This is a genomic window from Streptomyces sp. NPDC033174, from assembly GCF_055577795.1.
Genome location: NZ_JBVIPQ010000004.1, coordinates 28,437 through 47,585 on the forward strand (window position 1 = coordinate 28,437; position 19,149 = coordinate 47,585).

At 70.2% G+C, this 19,149-nt stretch carries 16 protein-coding genes and 4 tRNA genes; 10 read left to right on the forward strand and 10 right to left on the reverse strand.

Going from position 1 to position 19,149, the window contains the following annotated elements:
- The 3 genes from ACZ5VC_RS13595 to ACZ5VC_RS13605 form a co-directional block, all read right to left on the reverse strand.
- Window positions 1-1,944: DEAD/DEAH box helicase (locus ACZ5VC_RS13595; RefSeq protein ID WP_469120248.1), on the reverse strand; the 1,944-nt coding region annotated here is incomplete at its 3' end.
- A 199-nt stretch (window positions 1,945-2,143) separates the two neighbouring features.
- Window positions 2,144-2,737: a hypothetical protein gene (locus ACZ5VC_RS13600; RefSeq protein ID WP_469120249.1), complete on the reverse strand. Its 594-nt coding sequence runs from the start codon at window positions 2,735-2,737 to the stop codon at window positions 2,144-2,146.
- Window positions 2,738-2,870: 133 nt separating this feature from the next.
- Entirely contained in the window at window positions 2,871-3,221 is a 351-nt protein-coding gene (locus ACZ5VC_RS13605; RefSeq protein WP_468708724.1) for a metallopeptidase family protein, read from the reverse strand.
- An 85-nt stretch (window positions 3,222-3,306) separates the two neighbouring features.
- Here ACZ5VC_RS13605 and ACZ5VC_RS13610 point away from each other — a divergent pair, with 85 nt between their 5' ends.
- The 4 genes from ACZ5VC_RS13610 to ACZ5VC_RS13625 all read left to right on the forward strand — a co-directional run bounded on the left by ACZ5VC_RS13610 (window position 3,307) and on the right by ACZ5VC_RS13625 (window position 5,155).
- Complete coding sequence (locus ACZ5VC_RS13610; protein ID WP_469120250.1) at window positions 3,307-4,749, forward strand: metallophosphoesterase family protein; 1,443 nt, start codon at window positions 3,307-3,309, stop codon at window positions 4,747-4,749.
- 88 nt (window positions 4,750-4,837) lie between these two features.
- Window positions 4,838-4,910: transfer RNA gene (locus ACZ5VC_RS13615), tRNA-Glu, on the forward strand.
- Window positions 4,911-4,950: 40 nt separating this feature from the next.
- Window positions 4,951-5,025: transfer RNA gene (locus ACZ5VC_RS13620), tRNA-Asp, on the forward strand.
- A gap of 53 nt (window positions 5,026-5,078) precedes the next feature.
- Window positions 5,079-5,155: transfer RNA gene (locus ACZ5VC_RS13625), tRNA-Phe, on the forward strand.
- Window positions 5,156-5,193: 38 nt separating this feature from the next.
- Here ACZ5VC_RS13625 and ACZ5VC_RS13630 read toward each other — a convergent pair.
- The 3 genes from ACZ5VC_RS13630 to ACZ5VC_RS13640 form a co-directional block, all read right to left on the reverse strand.
- Window positions 5,194-6,024, reverse strand: a complete 831-nt coding sequence (locus tag ACZ5VC_RS13630) for a cytochrome c biogenesis CcdA family protein (protein WP_469120251.1) — start codon at window positions 6,022-6,024, stop codon at window positions 5,194-5,196.
- The gene (locus ACZ5VC_RS13635) at window positions 6,021-6,827 is read right to left on the reverse strand and encodes a DsbA family protein (RefSeq protein WP_469120252.1); all 807 of its coding nucleotides are present in this window, start codon (window positions 6,825-6,827) and stop codon (window positions 6,021-6,023) included. Before ACZ5VC_RS13635 ends, ACZ5VC_RS13630 begins: the two co-directional genes overlap by 4 nt.
- Window positions 6,828-6,904: 77 nt before the next feature.
- Entirely contained in the window at window positions 6,905-7,339 is a 435-nt protein-coding gene (locus ACZ5VC_RS13640; protein WP_469120253.1) for a hypothetical protein, read from the reverse strand.
- A gap of 174 nt (window positions 7,340-7,513) precedes the next feature.
- Between ACZ5VC_RS13640 and hrpA the strand changes: the two genes are divergently transcribed.
- From hrpA to ACZ5VC_RS13655, 3 genes are all read left to right on the forward strand, one after another.
- Window positions 7,514-11,443 (forward strand): ATP-dependent RNA helicase HrpA, encoded by a 3,930-nt coding sequence (hrpA, locus tag ACZ5VC_RS13645; protein WP_469120254.1) that lies wholly within the window; start codon window positions 7,514-7,516, stop codon window positions 11,441-11,443.
- 92 nt (window positions 11,444-11,535) lie between these two features.
- Window positions 11,536-11,610: transfer RNA gene (locus ACZ5VC_RS13650), tRNA-Asp, on the forward strand.
- Window positions 11,611-11,733: 123 nt separating this feature from the next.
- Window positions 11,734-11,997 (forward strand): DUF6274 family protein, encoded by a 264-nt coding sequence (locus ACZ5VC_RS13655; RefSeq protein ID WP_469120255.1) that lies wholly within the window; start codon window positions 11,734-11,736, stop codon window positions 11,995-11,997.
- 355 nt (window positions 11,998-12,352) lie between these two features.
- Here ACZ5VC_RS13655 and bldC read toward each other — a convergent pair whose 3' ends face one another.
- Window positions 12,353-12,559 carry a developmental transcriptional regulator BldC gene (gene bldC, locus ACZ5VC_RS13660; RefSeq protein ID WP_003949541.1) on the reverse strand — a complete coding sequence of 69 codons (207 nt, stop codon included), beginning with the start codon at window positions 12,557-12,559 and terminating at the stop codon, window positions 12,353-12,355.
- Window positions 12,560-13,047: 488 nt separating this feature from the next.
- Window positions 13,048-13,893 carry a DUF8083 family protein gene (locus ACZ5VC_RS13665; RefSeq protein ID WP_469120256.1) on the reverse strand — a complete coding sequence of 282 codons (846 nt, stop codon included), beginning with the start codon at window positions 13,891-13,893 and terminating at the stop codon, window positions 13,048-13,050.
- 177 nt (window positions 13,894-14,070) lie between these two features.
- On the opposite strand from ACZ5VC_RS13665, the gene ACZ5VC_RS13670 reads away from it, so the two are divergent.
- Together ACZ5VC_RS13670 and ACZ5VC_RS13675 are read left to right on the forward strand one after the other, a co-directional pair.
- Window positions 14,071-15,171 carry a Leu/Phe/Val dehydrogenase gene (locus ACZ5VC_RS13670; RefSeq protein WP_469120257.1) on the forward strand — a complete coding sequence of 367 codons (1,101 nt, stop codon included), beginning with the start codon at window positions 14,071-14,073 and terminating at the stop codon, window positions 15,169-15,171.
- 352 nt (window positions 15,172-15,523) lie between these two features.
- Window positions 15,524-15,775, forward strand: coding sequence for a DUF3073 domain-containing protein (locus tag ACZ5VC_RS13675; RefSeq protein ID WP_469120258.1), 252 nt, complete (start codon window positions 15,524-15,526; stop codon window positions 15,773-15,775).
- A gap of 80 nt (window positions 15,776-15,855) precedes the next feature.
- Here ACZ5VC_RS13675 and purM read toward each other — a convergent pair whose 3' ends face one another.
- Window positions 15,856-16,923: a phosphoribosylformylglycinamidine cyclo-ligase gene (gene purM, locus ACZ5VC_RS13680; RefSeq protein ID WP_469120259.1), complete on the reverse strand. Its 1,068-nt coding sequence runs from the start codon at window positions 16,921-16,923 to the stop codon at window positions 15,856-15,858.
- 42 nt (window positions 16,924-16,965) lie between these two features.
- The gene (purF, locus tag ACZ5VC_RS13685; RefSeq protein WP_468708740.1) at window positions 16,966-18,492 is read right to left on the reverse strand and encodes an amidophosphoribosyltransferase; all 1,527 of its coding nucleotides are present in this window, start codon (window positions 18,490-18,492) and stop codon (window positions 16,966-16,968) included.
- A gap of 323 nt (window positions 18,493-18,815) precedes the next feature.
- Here purF and ACZ5VC_RS13690 point away from each other — a divergent pair, with 323 nt between their 5' ends.
- Complete coding sequence (locus tag ACZ5VC_RS13690; protein ID WP_468708741.1) at window positions 18,816-18,908, forward strand: putative leader peptide; 93 nt, start codon at window positions 18,816-18,818, stop codon at window positions 18,906-18,908.
- The last annotated feature ends 241 nt before the right edge of the window (window positions 18,909-19,149 follow it).

A 19,149-nucleotide genomic window follows, 5' to 3' on the forward strand; every position in this document is an offset into this window, starting at 1 on the left:
GGACGGACGGTCGTTGTCACGACGCTCGAAGGAACGGCCACCACGGTCGTCACGGTTGAAGCCACCCGACGGACGGTCGTCACGGCGGAAACCACCCGAGGGACGGTCGTCACGACGGAAGCCACCGGACGGACGGTCGTTGTCACGACGCTCGAAGGAACGGCCACCACGGTCGTCACGGTTGAAGCCACCCGACGGACGGTCGTCACGGCGGAAACCACCGGACGGACGGTCGTTGTCACGGCGGAAGCCGCCCGAGGGACGGTCGTCGCGACGGAAGCCGCCACGGTCCCCACGGTCGCCACCACGGTCACGGCGCTCGTAGTTGCCACGGTCGTCGCGGAACGCCGGGCGCTCCTCGCGGGACTCGCGGACCGGCTCCGGCGTCGCGGCGGCCGCGACGGCCTTCGCGACCTCGGCCTCGGCGGCCTCGGTCACCTCGGCGACCGCGGTCTCCGGGTCCTCACCGCGCTCACGGGCGGCGCGGGCCACCAGGCGGTCGGCCTCCTCGCGCAGCTCGGCGGCGCGGCGCTGGACGCGCTCCAGCTGCTTGGTGAGGTCGACGACCTCGCGCTCGGCCTGCTTGGCGGCGTTGTTCGCGGAGTCGGCCTGGACCTCGGTCAGCGACCGGGCGCCGGTGATCTCGGCGACCTCCGGGTCGAAGGCACCGGCACCGCCGACGATGTGACGCGAGGCGTCGACGCCCGCGTCCTCCATCAGACGGAAGATCTGGCGGCGCTGGTGCGGCAGGGCCAGTGAGACGACCACGCCGGAGCGGCCGGCGCGGGCGGTACGGCCCGAGCGGTGCAGGTAGTCCTTGTGGTCACCGGCCGGGTCCACGTTCAGGACCAGGTCGATGCCGTCGACGTGGATACCGCGGGCGGCGACGTCGGTGGCGACCAGCGCGTTGACGTAGCCGTCCTTGAAGTCGGCCAGCACGCGGGTACGGGCGCCCTGCGTCATGCCGCCGTGCAGCGCGTCCGCCTTCACGCCCGCCTCGACGAGCTGCTCGGCGATGCGGTCGGCGCCCAGCTGGGTGCGGACGAAGATGATCGTGCGGCCCTTGCGGGCGGCGATGGCGGCCGTGACCGGCGCCTTGTCCTTCGGCTTCACGACGAGGACGTGGTGCGTCATGGTCGTGACGTTGCCCTGGGCGCTGTCGACCTCGTGCGTGACGGGGTTGTTCAGGTAGCGCTTGACCAGCGTGCCGATCTCGTTCTCCATGGTCGCGGAGAAGAGCATGCGCTGGCCGCCGACCGGAATCTGGTCGAACAGCTCGGTGACCTCGGGCAGGAAGCCCAGGTCGGACATCTGGTCGGCCTCGTCGAGGACCGCGACCTGGACGTTCGCGAGCGAGCAGGCGCCGCGGTTGATGATGTCGCGCAGTCGGCCGGGGGTGGCGACGAGGACGTCGACGCCGCGCTCCAGGGCGTAGATCTGGTTGCCCATGGACGTACCGCCGCAGACGACCTTGATCTTCAGGCCGAGGACGTCGCCGTAGGGCTGGAGGGCGTCCGCGACCTGCATCGCGAGCTCACGGGTCGGGGTGAGGATGACCGCGCGGGGCTTCTTCTTCTCGGTGACGCCGCCGGCCAGCGAGGCCAGGGTCGGCAGACCGAACGAGAGGGTCTTGCCGGAGCCGGTGCGGCCTCGGCCGAGGATGTCCTTGCCGGCCAGGGCGTCCGGGATGGTCGCGGCCTGGATCGGGAAGGGCGTGGTCACACCGTTCTGCGCGAGCTTGCGCACGACGCCCTCGGGAAGGCCGAGGTCGGCGAAGGTGACGGTCGGCTCGGAGGACTCTTCGGTCTCGGCGGCCTCTACGGCCTCGGGAACCTCAGGGGCGTCGACGACGGCCTCGGGGGCCTCGACGACGGCGGTCTCGACGACAACCGACTCGTCGTTGTTCTCGGGCAGGACGGCGTGGTCAGAACTGAAAATGGACATGCGAAATGCGAAACCTTCCGGAGTCTCGGCACGCGCCCGTCAACTCCGTGTGTTTCGCAAAAGACCGCCTCAATGCGGTCAGCCACGGCAAGGGAGAGTACGCGCCACACGGCGCTCTTCTGTGTCGGCGCCGGGCAAATGGGATCAAACGATCTACCACCATACGCACCCTCCCCCGCCTATGGCAAACCGGGGTTCGTCACACCGGCCCGACCTGCGGTGATGCCTCCGGCTCGGACCGCGTCCCCTGCCCGTCCGCCGCCCTCATCGCCCCCATGTGGGTCTCCGCGGCGGGCGACGCGGACGGCGGGTCGGACGGCTTCGGGGTCGGCTCCGGCGTCGGGCTCGGAGGCGGCTCCTCCACCGGCGGGGTGGGCGTCGGTGTGACCGGCTCCTCGGTCGGCGGCGTCGGGTCTCCCCCACCCGGCTCCGGGTCCCCTGGGGGCTGCTGCTCCCCGTCCGGCCTCCCGCCGATCGGGGGATTCACGGACGGCGCCACGGACCCGCCGGGGCCCGGTGAGGCGGTGGAGCCGCCGTCCGCGCCCTCGCTCCCGCTCTCGCCGTCCTTGCCCGCCGCACCCGCGGGGCCGTGACCGGTACGGCCGTGCCTGCCGCCGGGCGCCACGCCCCCGCCGTCCGGCTCGGCCGCCGCACCCCGGCGCTCGGCCGACTTGACGGGCGCCGGCGTCGCGCCGTCGTCGCCCACACTCATACAACCGCTCAGGCCGCTTGCGGAGGCCGCGACCGCGAGTGCGGTGACGGCCCATCTGACGGGGACGGGCAACTGGCGCACGAGCGGCACCTCCAGGGCACGGACGGCAGGGATCTTGGGCTTCGGGAACGCGGAGTCCCCCTGCCCAACTCCCTCCGCACCGCTGGGGACACGCCCGCGGGGCCGCCCCGGCCCGTGCCGCCCTCCCCGGGACTCAGCCGTACCCGAGCGCGTGCAGCCGCTCGTCGTCGATGCCGAAGTGGTGGGCGATCTCGTGCACCACCGTGACCTCGGTCTCCTCCACCACGTCCTCGCGCGACTCGCACATCCGCAGCGTCGGGCCCCGGTAGATCGTGATCCGGTCGGGCAGCACACCGGCGTACCACTCGCCGCGATCCGTCAGCGGCGTTCCCTCGTACAGCCCAAGCAGTTCCGGGTCCTCGGGAGACGGCTCGTCCTCCACGAACACCGCGACGTTGTCCATCAGCCGTGTCAGCTCCGGCGGGATCCTGTCCAGCGCCTCGGCGACCAGTTCCTCGAACTCCTCGCGTGTCATCTCCAGCACGCCCCCATTGTCACGCAGTTAACACAGGCCCACGCCGGGGCAAGGACGGAGCATGGACCCGCACCTTCCCGGGCATACGGCGCCAATGGCCCGAGACCTCCTCGTCACGCCCTCGCCCCTGCGCCGCGCCCTCGGCCTGATCGGTGTCGTCCTGCTCGGCGCCTGGCTCGGGCTGCTGACCGTCGACAGCATCGGAGCCGTACGCACGCCCGTCGGCCCCGTGGACACCCGGATGGCCCTGAAGCCCTCCCTCACCGGCGGCACCCGGATCGACGTCCCACCCCTCGGCGCCCTCGACCTCGACTCCCACACCTCACCGCTCCGCCTCGACGTCGGGGTCGACCGGCTCGACCCGGTCCGCGCCCAAGCCCTGGTCGAGCACCCCGAACGCATCTCCGGCCTCCAGGAGGAGATCGCCCAGGACGTCGCCGACGGCACCCGCGACCTGGTCGTGCGGTCGGCGGTCGCCGTCGTCTGCGGCTCCACCGCGCTCGCCCTGGCCGTCTACCGCCGCCCCCGGCGCGCCCTCGCCGCCGGCGGTCTCTCGATCGCGCTGCTCGCCGCCTGCGGCGTCGGCACGTACGCCACCTGGAGCCCGAAGTCCGTCCTGGAGCCCCGCTTCTCCGGCCTGCTCTCCTCAGCCCCCTCCGTGGTCGGCAACGCCCGCTCGATCGTCACCGAGTTCGACGTCTACCAGCAGGAGTTGGCGCGGCTCGTCACCAACGTCACCAAGCTCTACGACGCCACCTCGACGCTGCCCACCTACCAGCCTGACCCCGGCACGATGCGCGTCCTGCACGTCTCCGACATCCATCTCAACCCGGCGGCCTGGCGGATCATCGCCAGCCTCGTGGAGCAGTACGACATCGACGTGATCATCGACTCCGGCGACACCATGGACCACGGCAGCGCCGCCGAGAACGGCTTCCTCGACTCGATCCCCGACCTCGGGGCGCCCTATGTCTGGGTGCGCGGCAACCACGACTCCCAGGTCACCCAGGAGTACGTGTCCCAGCTGAAGAACGCCTACGTCCTCGACGAGGGCTCGGCGGTCACCATCGCGGGCATCAGGATCGCGGGCATGGGCGATCCGCAGTTCACCCCTGACCGCTCGGTGAGCGTCCCGGGCGTGGACGCGGAGCACGCGGCCGGCGTCCGCCTCGCCGCCGCCCTGCGCGGCCAGAAGCGGGCCGGCACCCCCGTCGACATCGCCGTCGCCCACGACCCGGCCGCGGCCCGCGAGACGGACGGCGAGGTTCCGCTGGCCCTGGCCGGCCATCTGCACCACCGCGAGAACATCGTCCTGCCCCGGGGCACCCGGCTGCGCGTCGAGGGCTCGACGGGCGGCGGCGGGCTGCGCGCGGTGCAGAACGAGAAGCCGGAGAAGGTCCGCGCGTCCGTCCTGTACCTGGACCGGACCACCCGCCGGATCCAGGCCTGGGACGAGGTCACGCTCGGCGGTCTGGGGCTGACGACGGCCGAGGTCAGCCGCCATGTCCCGGAGGTGCTCCAGGCCCGGGCGCCCTAGGGACGGAAACCGTTTTGGCGATAGCTCCCCGCATCCCATATGCTTCTCACGTCCCCGACGCGCTGCGAAGCGCCCAGGTGGGCCCTTAGCCCTCATCGTCTAGTGGCCCAGGACGCCGCCCTTTCAAGGCGGTAGCACGGGTTCGAATCCCGTTGGGGGCACGCTTTACCGTGTGCGAGACTAGTGCTCGCACATAAGCTTGGTCCTGTGGAGCAGTTTGGAGTGCTCGCCACCCTGTCAAGGTGGAGGCCGCGGGTTCAAATCCCGTCAGGACCGCTGCGATCTCTCGTAGATCGCGTCCTCTGACTCTTCGAGTCGGGGATACCCCAGGCTGGGTAGCTCAGTTGGTACGAGCGATCGCCTGAAAAGCGATAGGTCGCCGGTTCGACCCCGGCCCCAGCCACCACTCGAAGGCCCCGTCCTCTGGACGGGGCCTTCGTCGTGTCACACCCGCTCCTCCCGGCGGCGCCACCCCCGGACCGCCAGGACGACGGCGACGACCCCGAGCACCATCATCAGCAGGGCCCAGTCCGGGACCGCGCGGCCGAGCACCGACACCCGCTCCTCCACGGCGAACGAATCGTCCACCGACAGCAGCCCCGGCAGGGCCGTCGTGCCGTCGAAGGCCAGGAACAGCGTGCCGATCCCGACGAAGAAGACGCCGGACAGCAGCGATGTCGTATGCAGCTCGAACCGGCCGAGCCGCACCGGACGTCCCCGCAGCCAGCGCCGGCGCCCCAGGTCGTACCGCTCCCAGAGCAGCGCGAGGACGAAGAGCGGGACGGCCATCCCCAGGGCGTAGACGGCGAGGAGCAGTCCGCCGTACACCGGGCTTCCGCCGAGCGCGGCCACCGTCAGCACGCTGCCCAGGATCGGCCCGGCACAGAATCCGGCCAGGCCGTAGACCACACCGAGGGCGTGGACCGAGAGGGCGGTCGTCGGGCGGATCCGGCCGCTCGCCTCGGCGATACGACGGGAGGCGAAGCCCATGCCGAGGATCTGGAGCACGCCCAGGACGATGATCAGCCAGCCGCCGAGGGCCACGAGCAGGTCACGGTGGCCGTAGAAGAGCCGCCCGGCGAGGGACCCGGCGGCGCCGAGCGGCACGAGGGTGGTGGCCAGCCCGGCGTAGAAGATTCCGGTCCGGGCGAGCAGCCGGGTGGGGCTGTCGACGGAGTACGCGAAGAACGCCGGGAGCAGCAGCGCGCTGCAGGGGCTGAGCAGGGCCAGGAGGCCGCCGAGGAAGGCGGCCATATAGCCGGCGTCGGTGGTCACTGCCGACCCCCGGTCGCGGGGGCGGAGGAAGCGGGGGCGGAGGAAGCGGGGGCGGAGCCGGTCGGGGAAGCGGCGGGGGCCGTCTTCCTCGCTGCCTCGATGGCACCGGTGAAGGTCTCCATGGACTGGGCGCCCGCGATCGGCCGCCCGTTGATCAGGAAGGACGGCGTGGAGGTGGCGCCGAGGCCGTACCCCTCGTCCTGGTCGCGCTTCACTGCGTTCCTCGCCCCCTCCGTGTCGAGGTCGCGGGTGAAGCGGTCGAGATCGGCGACGCCCGCCTCCCGCGCGAGGGCCCTGAGCCGGTCCGTACCGAAGCCCTTCTGCTTGGCGCCCTCGGCGTACGCGGCCTTGTGGAACTCCCAGAACCGGCCCTGCTGCCCGGCCGCCCACGAGGCCCGCGCGGCCGCCTCCGATTCCTCGCCGAAGATCGGGAAGTTGCGCCATTCGATGCGCAGGGTGCCCTTGTCCACGTACTTCTTGATCAGCTCCGGCTCGGTCTCGCGGGCGAACTGTCCGCAGTAGCCGCACTTGAAGTCGGCGTACTCGATCAGGACGACGGGCGCGTCCGCCCGGCCGCGCGCCAGCGCGTCGGACGCGTCGCGGCGGGCGAGCTTCGTCAGCTCCGGATAGACCCCCGCCTGCGGGTCGGCGGAGACGACGGTGGCGGGGCCGGAGCCGGCGGACGCGAGGTCCTCCGGCCGGGTCGCGGTGTACGAGGCGACACCGAGCAGTACGGCGGCGACGGCGACACCGGCGCCGATGAGCAGCGGCTTGGAGGTGGCGGGGGACAGGGGAAGGGGCATGGCGAAGCTCCTGGGCGCGCATGGTGCGCAAAGGGATGAAAGGGACCGGCGAGGGTGGGGGTGGCTCGGGCGCCGGCCTACACGCGCAGGATCGAGAGGTCCTCGGGAGAGAGCGGTACGAGCGCCGGGGGCGCCCGTCCGGGGGACAGATGCCGGACATCGGTGCCGGCGCCCCGGATGCCATGGGCGCCGTGCGCGTCGTAGAGCGCGGGCAGCAGCTGCCCGAAGGCGCCGGACCGGGGTGGAGTCGCGGGCACGGCCCCGCCCGCGTGGGGCGTGCGGTCCCCGCAGCCGGGCGGCCCCGGATCGCCCACCACGACGGCGGGCGCGGGGGTCACGGACTTCGCGGCCGGGTCACCGGCGTCCGCCCCGTGGCCCACGGCCTTCGTGCTCGGCGCGCCGCCGCCCACAGGAATACCGCCGCCGCACACCAGCACCCCCGCCAGCAGGGCCACCAGCAGAGCCACCAGCGCGGCCGGAACGCGGCCGGCGCGACAGCTGAAGCGGGGCATCGGGGCGGGCTCTCCTGTCCGTACGGTGATCGCGGTGAGGGGCCGCGTCCGCCCGAAATGGTACGTGTCGACGCCTGCGCGACGGCGAAACCCCGCGCGGCGGCGGCGCAGCCGACTGCCCCGTCGGAAATCGGTTCGCCACCCTCTCTTCCCGGGTGCGATCCTGGAGGCCGTATGTCTACTTCCTTCGCCGCTCTCCAGACCCTGCTGGCCGAGGTCTCGCTGCGGGACGCGCACAGGCTCGGCCGCCGTCTCGAAGGCGCCCGCCGCATCCGTAAGCCCGAAGCCCGCGACGCCGTGCTGGACGAGATCGCCGCCGAGGCCGGCAAGGCCAAGGAGCGGATCGACCGGCGCGCCTCCCGCGTACCCGAGATCACGTATCCCGCGCAGCTCCCGGTCAGCCAGAAGAAGGACGTGATCCTGGAGGCGATACGGGACCACCAGGTCGTGATCGTCGCCGGTGAGACCGGGTCCGGCAAGACGACGCAGATCCCGAAGATCTGTATGGAGCTCGGCCGGGGCGTGCGCGGCATGATCGGCCACACGCAGCCCCGCCGTATCGCGGCCCGCACGGTCGCCGAGCGCGTCGCCGACGAGCTGAACACCCCGCTGGGCGAGGCGGTCGGCTGGAAGGTCCGGTTCACCGACCAGGTCAACCAGGACGCGACCTTCGTCAAGCTGATGACGGACGGCATCCTGCTCGCCGAGATCCAGACGGACCGCGAGCTGCGCGCCTACGACACGATCATCATCGACGAGGCCCACGAGCGGTCCCTCAACATCGACTTCCTGCTCGGCTATCTGGCCCAGCTGCTGCCGAAGCGCCCGGACCTCAAGGTCGTCATCACCTCCGCGACCATCGACCCGGAGCGGTTCTCCCGCCACTTCGGCGACGCCCCGATCGTCGAGGTCTCGGGCCGTACGTACCCGGTCGAGGTCCGCTACCGGCCCCTCCTGGAAGAGGACTCCGAGGAGTCCGACCGCGACCAGATCACCGCGATCTGCGACGCCGTCGACGAGCTCCAGTCGGAGGGCCCGGGCGACATCCTGGTCTTCCTCTCCGGCGAGCGGGAGATCCGTGACACCGCCGACGCGCTGCTGAAGAAGAAGCTCCGGAACACCGAGGTGCTCCCCCTCTACGCCCGGCTCTCGCACGCCGAGCAGCACCGCGTCTTCCAGGCCCACTCGGGGCGCCGGATCGTGCTCGCGACGAATGTGGCCGAGACGTCCCTGACCGTCCCCGGCATCAAGTACGTGATCGATCCGGGCACGGCCCGCATCTCCCGCTACAGCCACCGCACCAAGGTCCAGCGCCTCCCCATCGAGCGGATCAGCCAGGCCAGCGCCAACCAGCGCAAGGGCCGCTGCGGCCGTACGTCGGACGGCATCTGCGTCCGGCTGTACGACGAGGACGACTTCCTCGCCCGCCCCGAGTTCACCGACGCCGAGATCCTGCGCACCAACCTCGCCTCCGTCATCCTCCAGATGACCGCGGCGGGCCTCGGCGACATCGAGAAGTTCCCCTTCATCGACCCGCCGGACCACCGCAACATCCGCGACGGCGTGCAGCTCCTCCAGGAGCTCGGCGCGCTCGACCCGGCGCAGAAGGATCCGAAGAAGCGGCTGACGGACATGGGCCGCAAGCTGGCCCAGCTCCCGGTCGACCCGCGTCTGGCCCGGATGGTCCTGGAGGCCGACAAGAACGGCTGCGTGCGCGAGGTGATGGTGATCGCCGCCGCGCTCTCCATCCAGGACCCGCGCGAGCGGCCGGCCGAGAAGCAGGCGCAGGCCGACCAGCAGCACGCGCGCTTCAAGGACGAGACGTCCGACTTCCTGGCCTATCTGAATCTCTGGCGCTACATCCGTGAGCAGCAGAAGGAGCGCGGCTCCTCGGCCTTCCGCCGGATGTGCAAGCAGGAGTACCTGAACTTCCTGCGCATCCGCGAGTGGCAGGACATCTACAGCCAGCTGCGCACCGTCGCCAAGACGATGGGCATCCATCTCAACGAGGACGACGCCCCCGAGCAGTCCGTCCATGTCTCGCTGCTCGCCGGACTGCTGTCCCACATCGGCATGAAGGACGTCAAGGAAGGCACGAAGAACGAGTATCTGGGCGCCCGCAGCGCCAAGTTCGCGGTCTTCCCCGGCTCGGCGCTCTTCAAGAAGCCGCCGCGGTTCCTCATGTCCGCCGAGCTGGTGGAGACCTCGCGGCTGTGGGCGCGGGTCAACGCCAGGATCGAGCCCGAGTGGGTCGAGCCGCTCGCCCAGCATCTGATCAAGCGCACCTACAGCGAGCCGCACTGGGAGAAGGACCAGGCTGCGGTGATGGCGTACGAGAAGGTCACTCTGTACGGCGTGCCGATCGTCGCCCAGCGCAAGGTCAACTTCGGCCGGATCGACCCGGAGGCGTCCCGCGAGCTGTTCATCCGCAACGCCCTGGTCGAGGGCGACTGGCGCACGCACCACAAGTTCTTCGCCGACAACCGCAAGCTCCTCACCGAGGTCGAGGAGCTGGAGCACCGCGCCCGCCGCCGGGACATCCTGGTCGACGACGAGACCCTCTTCGACTTCTACGACCAGCGGGTCCCCGAACACGTCGTGTCCGGCGCGCACTTCGACTCCTGGTGGAAGCACAAGCGCCACGAGGCACCGGACTTCCTGGACTTCGAGCGCGAGATGCTCATCAACGAGAAGGCCGGGGCGGTCACCAAGGACGACTATCCGGACTCCTGGCGCCAGGGCCGGCTGAAGTTCAAGGTGACGTACCAGTTCGAGCCGGGCGCGGACGCCGACGGTGTCACCGTCCACGTGCCGCTCCAGGTACTGAACCAGGTCACCGACGAGGGCTTCGACTGGCAGATCCCGGGCCTGCGCGAGGAAGTCGTGGTCGAGCTGATCCGCTCGCTGCCGAAGCCGATACGCCGCCACTACGTCCCGGCGCCGAACTACGCGTCCAAGTTCCTGGAGAGGGCCGTGCCCCTGCAGGAGACCCTGACGGTGACCCTGGCCCGTGAGCTCCAGCGGATGGTCGGCGTCCCGGTCACCGCCGAGGACTTCGACCTGACGCGCGTCCCCGACCATCTGAAGATCACCTTCCGGATCGTCGACGAGCGCCGCCGGAAGCTCGCCGAGGACAAGGACCTGGAGGCCCTCAAGCTCCAGCTGCGCCCGAAGGCCCGTCAGGCCCTCTCCCAGGCCGCCGCGGCGACCGCGGGGCCGAGCGGGGAGTCGATCGAGCGCACGGGCCTCACGGACTGGACGATCGGCACACTGACGAAGGTCTTCGAGACCCGGCGCGCGGGCCAGCCGGTGAAGGCCTTCCCGGCGCTCGTGGACGCCGGTGACACCGTCTCCGTACGCCTCTTCGACACCGAGGCGGAGCAGGCCCAGGCGATGTGGCGGGGCACCCGGAAGCTGATCATGCTCAACATCCCGGTGAACCCGGCCAAGTTCGCCTCGGACAAGCTCAGCAACCAGCAGAAGCTCGCCCTGTCCCGCAACCCGCACGGCTCGGTGCAGGCCCTCTTCGACGACTGCGCCACCGCCGCGGCGGACAAGCTGATCGGCGACCACGGAGGGCCGGCCTGGGACGAGGAATCGTTCCGGAAGCTGTACGACAAGGTCCGCGCCGACCTCGTCGACACGACCGTACGGACCGTCGGGCAGGTCCAGCAGATCCTGGCCGCCTGGCAGGCCTGTGAGCGCCGTTTGAAGGCCACGAACAGCCTCGTCCTGGTCAACAACGTCCAGGACGTGCGGCAGCAGCTGGCGGCCCTCATGCCGTCGGGCTTCGTCACGAAGACCGGCCTGCGCCGGCTGCCGGACCTCATGCGCTACCTGGTGGCCGTGGACCGCCGCCTCCAGCAGATGCCGTCGGCGGCGCAGCGCGACACCACACGCATGGAGAAGGTCCACGAGATGCAGGACGAGTACGCCTGGCTGCTGGAGCAGCTGCCCCAGGGGCGGCCGGTGCCCCAGGAAGTACGCGAGATCCGCTGGATGATCGAGGAGCTGCGGGTCAGCTACTTCGCCCACGCGCTGGGCACGGCGTACCCCGTCTCCGACAAGCGGATCGTGAAGGCGATCGACGCAGCGGCTCCGTGACGCGATGATCGCCCGGAGTGAGTTCGACCGGACCCTCTGACCTGCTGTACAGTCTCTCTCGCAGCCAAGCGCAAGTACGAGCTGCGAAACCTGGTCCTGTGGAGCAGTTTGGAGTGCTCGCCACCCTGTCAAGGTGGAGGCCGCGGGTTCAAATCCCGTCAGGACCGCAGAAAACGAAGGCCCGTGCCGAAAGGCGCGGGCCTTCGTCGTGCGCGCGTATTGACGCGCGTCGGGAACCACCGGTACCCCTGCATCAGGGAATCGGGGGCCCCACACCGGAGGTGACGCGCATGGCCGCTGCGTCCACTGCCAGACACGAGACCCGAGCGCTGCTGCGCGCCCATCTGGCGGCCGCGTCCCGGTACGGACATGTCACGCGCCACTGCCCCGTCTGTCATCGCCTCCTGCGCCTCGTCATGGAGTTACCCCCCACAGCCGACGAGCCGGTCTCCCGGCGCTCCCCCTCGGACGCCCCCGAGGAGCCCCCGCCCGCCCCCGCGCCCGACTCCACCGACGACCCCCCGGCCGCGGACGGAAGTCCCACCACCCCCTGACCATCGGCGTGTTGGCCGCCTTCTTTACGGTGGCAGGCTGTTACCTGGCAAGAGTTCGACGGTGTGACGGGTGTCACCGAACGAGTTTCGGAAACACCCCCACTTACCTCTCCCCTACACCGGACCAATTTAATATGTGCAATTGCACGGCTCCCAAGGCTCCTTCGCCGCCTTCCCCCGAACCCCTCCCTCCAGGCTCCCGCCCGCTCCTCCGGGCACAAAAAAGATCGCGCTGGACCCGGCGGAGTCCAGCGCGATCGAAGACGAAGGCCTGTTGGGGCAGGCAGCCGCCGTTGGAGCTAGGGGCGGGCAGACCGGATTGGGGGATCCGGAAACGCCCGGTTCATCGGGGTGTTCAGGCCTCGCTGCGCTGCTGCGGAATACCCGCAAGCAGTGCGCGGACCTCTGCCTCGCGATAGCGGCGATGTCCACCAAGCGTGCGGATGGACGTGAGCTTGCCCGCCTTCGCCCAACGGGTCACCGTCTTCGGGTCCACGCGGAACATCGTGGCAACCTCAGCGGGGGTCAGCAGCGGCTCGGCATCAGGGGTGCGAGCGGTCATGAGCGGCCTCCTCGGGAGAACCGAACCTTCTCGGTTCTTTCCTCTAAATTCTGCACCTTGACCCGCGTTGCCCGAAATGGCGGACGCGAGCCGAGTCGGTTATAGGACGAACGGCTTGTCCTCGGCACTACAACTACACCATCTGTCCAGCCACGTCGGCCAAACCGATGGAATTGCCCTCTCAGGTGTTCATCAGCGGCGGAAGCCGATGGACCATGCCATAGCGGACAGTCACGTCACAGTGACGATCAGTCACAGAGCGATCAGGAGTCGTCAGACCCCCCATAGAGTGCAATGCTGAGCAATTCCGCCCCTACTGGGACGGAAGGAACCCTCCCCGGACTCCTTGTCCTATTTTGGCACGAGGGTGGGTGATGGGCGCAAGGGTGCAGTAAGTGCGATCCGTCACCCTTGAGTCAAAGGCCCGGATCGGGACCTACGTCCCGACACCGGCGCGCGAAGGGGCCCTCTCCCCCTTCCGCGCGGGGTCAGTTGGCGAACTGCCGGTCGCGGATCGCCCGCCACCGTTCCATCAGCCGTTCGTACGCCGCGTTCGCCGCCTCGCCGTCGCCGGCCCGCAGCGCCGCGATCCCCTCGGCCACGTCGGCCGCCGACCGGTCGTCCTCCAGCTGCCGTGCCGACAGCGCGTGCACCAGGCCGCCGTAGTCGAGTTCGACCAGCGAGCGGGGGTGGAACTCCTCCAGCCACCGCCCCACGTCCACCAGGCCCTCGGTCAGGGGGCCTTCCTCCGTCGTCTCGCGCAGCGTCCGCAGTCCCCGCGCCAGCCGGCGCCGCGCCTGGACCATCGGCGTGCGGTAGCGCAGCACCGGCGGCTCCTGCGGGCCCCGGGCGGGGACGTACTCCCGCTCCTCGTCGGTGAAGAGCGCGAACCAGCGCACCGGCACCTGCCACACCGAGGTCCGGATCCACGGCCGGGCGTCCGGGTTCCGGTCCCGCCAGCGCTCGTAGTCCGCCTCCGCCTGTCCCCGGACCACCGGTGGAAGCACCGCGTCCAGAAGCGACGCCGGCAGCTGCCGCCCCAGCTCCTCCAGGGCGAGCCAGCCGCGCAGCCGGGTCCGCCACGGACAGACGCACACCACCCCGTCCACCAGGGCGACGAAGGCGTCCCCGCTCTCGTGGACCGGCACCGCCACCGGCGGGGTCGGCAGCAGGTCGGCCAGCGAGCGCCGGAGTTCGTCCTGGGCCGTGGGAGTGGCCGGACGCCGGGCGTAGCGGGCCCAGTGACCGCGCTCCGGCTCGGGAAAGGCCGCCAGCGGTTCGTACACGCGCAGATAGGAGGCGTACGGGACGAGGACCGAAGACACCGCGGGCATGTCGCGAATCCTTCCATGCGGGTACTCCGGGAGGGGGTGATCCTGAGCACTGCGTCGGATCTACGCACGCGTAGGACTTACTCTCTTGCCGAAGCGGCCCCGAAACGGGCCGCGGAGCCCTTCCCCCACCCGCAGGAGGGGCGTTCAACCGCCGCCTCGTACTTGGGAGTCACCACAGTGACCGATGTGACCGGCGTTCCTGTCGACGTACTGCACACCTTGTTCCACTCGGAGCAGGGTGGCCACGAGCAAGTCGTGCTCTGCCAGGACCGCGCCTCCGGCCTCAAGGCCGTCATCGCCATCCACTCCACCGCCCTGGGCCCGGCCCTCGGCGGTACCCGCTTCTACCCCTACGCCTCCGAGGAAGCTGCCGTCGCCGACGCGCTGAACCTCTCCCGGGGAATGTCGTACAAGAACGCCATGGCCGGCCTCGACCACGGCGGCGGCAAGGCCGTGATCATCGGCGACCCGGAGCTGATCAAGACCGAGGAGCTGCTGCTCGCCTACGGCCGGTTCGTGGCCTCCCTCGGCGGCCGGTACGTCACGGCCTGCGACGTCGGCACCTATGTGGCCGACATGGACGTGGTGGCCCGGGAGAACGCCTGGACCACCGGCCGTTCCCCCGAGAACGGCGGCGCCGGGGACTCCTCGGTCCTCACCGCCTTCGGCGTCTTCCAGGGCATGAGGGCCTCGGCCCAGTTCGCCTGGGGCGACCCGTCGCTGCGCGGCCGCAAGGTCGGCGTCGCGGGTGTCGGCAAGGTCGGTCACTACCTGGTCGAGCACCTCCTGGAGGACGGCGCCGAGGTCGTCGTCACGGATGTGCGCGAGGAGTCGGTGCGCCGGATCACCGACAAGTACCCCCAGGTCACCGTGGTCGCGAACACCGACGAGCTGATCCGCGTCGAGGGCCTGGACGTCTACGCCCCCTGCGCGCTCGGCGGTGCTCTCAACGACGAGACCGTGCCCGTACTGACCGCCAAGATCGTCTGCGGCGCGGCCAACAACCAGCTCGCGCACCCGGGTGTCGAGAAGGACGTCGCGGACCGCGGGATCGTCTACGCCCCCGACTACGTCGTCAACGCGGGCGGTGTCATCCAGGTCGCCGACGAGCTGCACGGCTTCGACTTCGACCGGTGCAAGGCGAAGGCAGCGAAGATCTTCGACACCACGCTCGCCATATTCGCACGTGCGAAGGCCGACGGGATTCCGCCGGCCGCCGCGGCCGACCGGATCGCCGAGCAGCGGATGGCGGAGGCTCGCGCCGCCCGTGCGAAGTAGCGCGCTGAACCAGGCGTGACAGGAGGGCCGGCCCGCCGCCGGTGAGTTGGAGGATCACACGGACGTCCGTCCGAGCGATCGTCCACGCGTTCGCCAAGAGCGAGACAAGACTCACGAACGGTCGGCGGGTCGGCCGCCAAGAAGAGGTTAAAATCGCGGTTGACCAGCGAGGACAGGGCACCTCGAGGGTTCTGCACCGGGGCGCGTCATGCGGGCGGCGTACCGTATGGCCGCGGAAGCAGGTACCGTTGAAGCCCTACGGACCGGTCCCTCTGCGGAGAGCCCGTTCCGAACCATGAACGCGTGTCAAGACTCTGGGGCCGTCGAGCCCCGTCACCGAGGGGGTCGAGCCATGGGGCGCGGCCGGGCAAAGGCCAAGCAGACGAAGGTCGCCCGCCAGCTGAAGTACAGCAGCGGCGGGACTGACCTGTCGCGTCTGGCCAATGAGCTGGGCGCTTCGACTTCGAGTCAGCCGCCGAATGGCGAGCCGTTCGAGGACGACGACGAGGAAGACGACCCGTACGCGCAGTACGCGGATCTCTACAACGATGACGAGGACGAGGACGAAGAGTCCGGTCCGTCGCCTCAGCGTCGCGGCGCTTGACGCGCTTGACCTCGCACTGACGCACAACAGCAGCAGCACTCACCCGGTCCGGGGCCTCCCCGGACCGGGCTTTGTGCTGTTCAGCTCGCGTAGTCCCCGACCATCGTGGCGCCGGTCGTGTGGTCGCCGCGCTCGGTGATCTCACCCGCGACCCAGGCGTCCACGCCCCGGTCCGCGAGGGTGGTCAGCGCCACGTCGACCGAGTCGGCCGGGACGACGGCCATCATGCCGACGCCCATGTTCAGCGTCTTCTCCAGCTCCAGGCGCTCCACCTGACCGGCCTTGCCGACCAGGTCGAAGATCGCGCCCGGGGTCCAGCTGGAACGGTCGACCGTGGCGTGCAGCCCGTCCGGGAGAACCCGGGCCAGGTTGGCGGCCAGGCCGCCACCGGTGATGTGGCTGAAGGCGTGCACATCGGTGGTCCGGGTCAGCGCCAGGCAGTCCAGCGAGTAGATCTTGGTGGGCTCCAGCAGCTCCTCGCCCAGCGTGCGGCCGAGCTCGTCGACCCGCTGGTCGAGGGTCATCCCCGCCCGGTCGAAGACCACATGCCGCACCAGGGAGTACCCATTGGAGTGAAGGCCGGAGGACGCCATGGCGATCACCGCGTCACCCGTACGGATACGATCCGCGCCGAGCAGCCGGTCGTACTCCACGACACCCGTGCCGGCGCCGGCGACGTCGAAGTCGTCGGGGCCCAGCAGCCCGGGGTGCTCGGCGGTCTCGCCGCCGACCAGGGCGCAGCCGGCGAGGACACAGCCCTCGGCGATGCCCTTGACGATGGCCGCGACCCGCTCGGGGTGGACCTTGCCGACGCAGATGTAGTCGGTCATGAAGAGCGGCTCGGCGCCGCAGACGACGATGTCGTCCATGACCATCGCGACCAGGTCGTGGCCGATCGTGTCGTACACGCCCATCTGGCTGGCGATGTCGACCTTCGTACCGACGCCGTCGGTGGCGGAGGCCAGGAGCGGGCGCTCGTAGCGCTTGAGGGCGGAGGCGTCGAAGAGACCGGCGAACCCGCCGAGGCCGCCGAGGACCTCGGGGCGCTGCGTCTTCTTCACCCACTCCTTCATCAGCTCGACGGCGCGGTCGCCCGCTTCGATGTCGACGCCCGCGCTTGCGTAGCTGGCACCAGTGGTCTCGGGCATGGCTGAGAACTTTCGTGTCGTCACTGCGGTTACTGCGGGGGCTTACGGGCGACGGAGCGCGTCGGCGGCGGCCGTGGCGGCCGGGCCGGCGGCAAGCTCGGACTCCAGGAGCTGCTTACCGAGCAGCTCGGGGTCCGGGAGGTCCATCGGGTACTCGCCGTCGAAGCAGGCGCGGCAGAGGTTCGGCTTCTGGATCGTGGTCGCCTCGATCATCCCGTCGAGGGAGATGTACGAGAGCGAGTCGGCGCCCAGGGACTTGCCGATCTCCTCGATCGACATGCCGTTGGCGATCAGCTCCGCGCGGGTGGCGAAGTCGATGCCGAAGAAGCAGGGCCACTTCACCGGCGGCGAGGAGATCCGGATGTGGATCTCGGCGGCGCCGGCCTCGCGGAGCATTTTGACCAGGGCGCGCTGGGTGTTGCCGCGGACGATCGAGTCGTCCACGACCACCAGGCGCTTGCCCTTGATGACGTCCTTGAGCGGGTTCAGCTTCAGCCGGATGCCCAGCTGGCGGATGGTCTGCGAGGGCTGGATGAAGGTCCGGCCCACATAGGCGTTCTTGACCAGGCCGGCACCGAAGGGGATGCCGCTCGCCTCGGCGTAGCCGATCGCGGCGGGAGTGCCGGACTCCGGCGTCGCTATGACGAGGTCCGCCTCGACCGGGGCTTCCTTCGCCAGTTTCCGCCCCATCTCCACACGGGAGAGATAGACGTTCCGGCCGGCGATGTCGGTGTCGGGGCGCGCCAGGTAGACGTACTCGAAGACACAGCCCTTGGGCTTCGCTTCCGCGAATCGAGAAGTACGGAGACCGTTCTCGTCGATCGCGATCAGCTCGCCCGGCTCCACCTCGCGGACGAAGCTGGCGCCGCAGATGTCGAGGGCGGCGGTCTCGGAGGCGACCACCCAGCCGCGCTCCAGCCGGCCGAGGACCAGCGGGCGGATGCCCTGCGGGTCGCGGGCGGCGTAGAGGGTGTGCTCGTCCATGAAGACGAGGGAGAAGGCGCCCATGACATCGGGAAGGACCTTGGCGGCCGCCTCCTCGATGGTCAGCGGCTTGCCGTCGTCGTCGTACTGGCCCGCGAGGAGCGCGGTGACGAGATCGGTGTCATTGGTGGCGGCCACCTGAGTGGAGCGGCCGTTCTCCTTGGGGAGACCGGCGACCATCTCGGCGAGCTGCGCCGTGTTGACCAGATTGCCGTTGTGGCCGAGCGCGATCGAACCGTGGGCGGTTGCCCGGAAGGTCGGCTGCGCGTTCTCCCACACGGAGGCACCGGTGGTCGAGTAGCGGGCGTGACCGACCGCGATATGACCCTGGAGAGAACCGAGAGAGGTCTCGTCGAAGACCTGGGACACGAGGCCCATGTCCTTGAAGACGAGGATCTGGGAGCCGTTGCTGACCGCGATTCCCGCGGATTCCTGACCCCGATGTTGGAGGGCGTAGAGCCCGAAGTACGTGAGCTTTGCGACCTCTTCACCCGGAGCCCAGACACCGAAGACGCCGCAAGCGTCCTGGGGGCCCTTTTCGCCGGGAAGCAGATCGTGATTGAGTCGACCGTCACCACGTGGCACGCCACCGAGTGTAGGCGAGATCGACCACTGGTCCGAATTGGGGATGTGGACAGAGCGCGCGGGCGGCGCTTTGGAGGGCCCCACGGAGCGCGGGTGGCGAGAGGGCTCGCGCGAGGGGCCACTGCGCACTGGCCACCCGGCTGACCTGGCATTACGTCCCTTGTGGATCTCGTACGAACGTACTGGTCAGGGGTCACGAGGGGTCGCTCGCGAGGGGCTCGGAGGGTGTGACCTAGTTCGCAACGGGCAGGTCCGCGAGCGGGGCCGCCCACCCTGCGGAAAGCCGTTGACAAGTCACCCGCTCTGCTTCAGGCTCCTGGATCATGCAGCCCGCCAGTGACCGCTCGGTCACGCTTGTGGAGCGCCGACACGTCGACCTGGTCCGTGTAGCGAGCGCCATCTGTCGCTGCGCCTAGCTTCTCCCGCTCTCCCGCCCCGTTCCGTGGGTTTCGTGGTGCGGCGCACCCCGTGAACCCTCGCTGTCGTGCGCCCCGGCGGCCCGCCCCGGCGCGCCCGCGCCGGTGACGCCCGCTGCCCCTGCCCGCCTGCCTCGCACCGGGTGACCAGGGGCCGGTGGCGGTGTGCCCCGCGCGGCGGAGAGCCCCCATCCCCTTGAGCCCCGCGCACCGGCGCCTCGCGCCGCCGTACGCGTACATC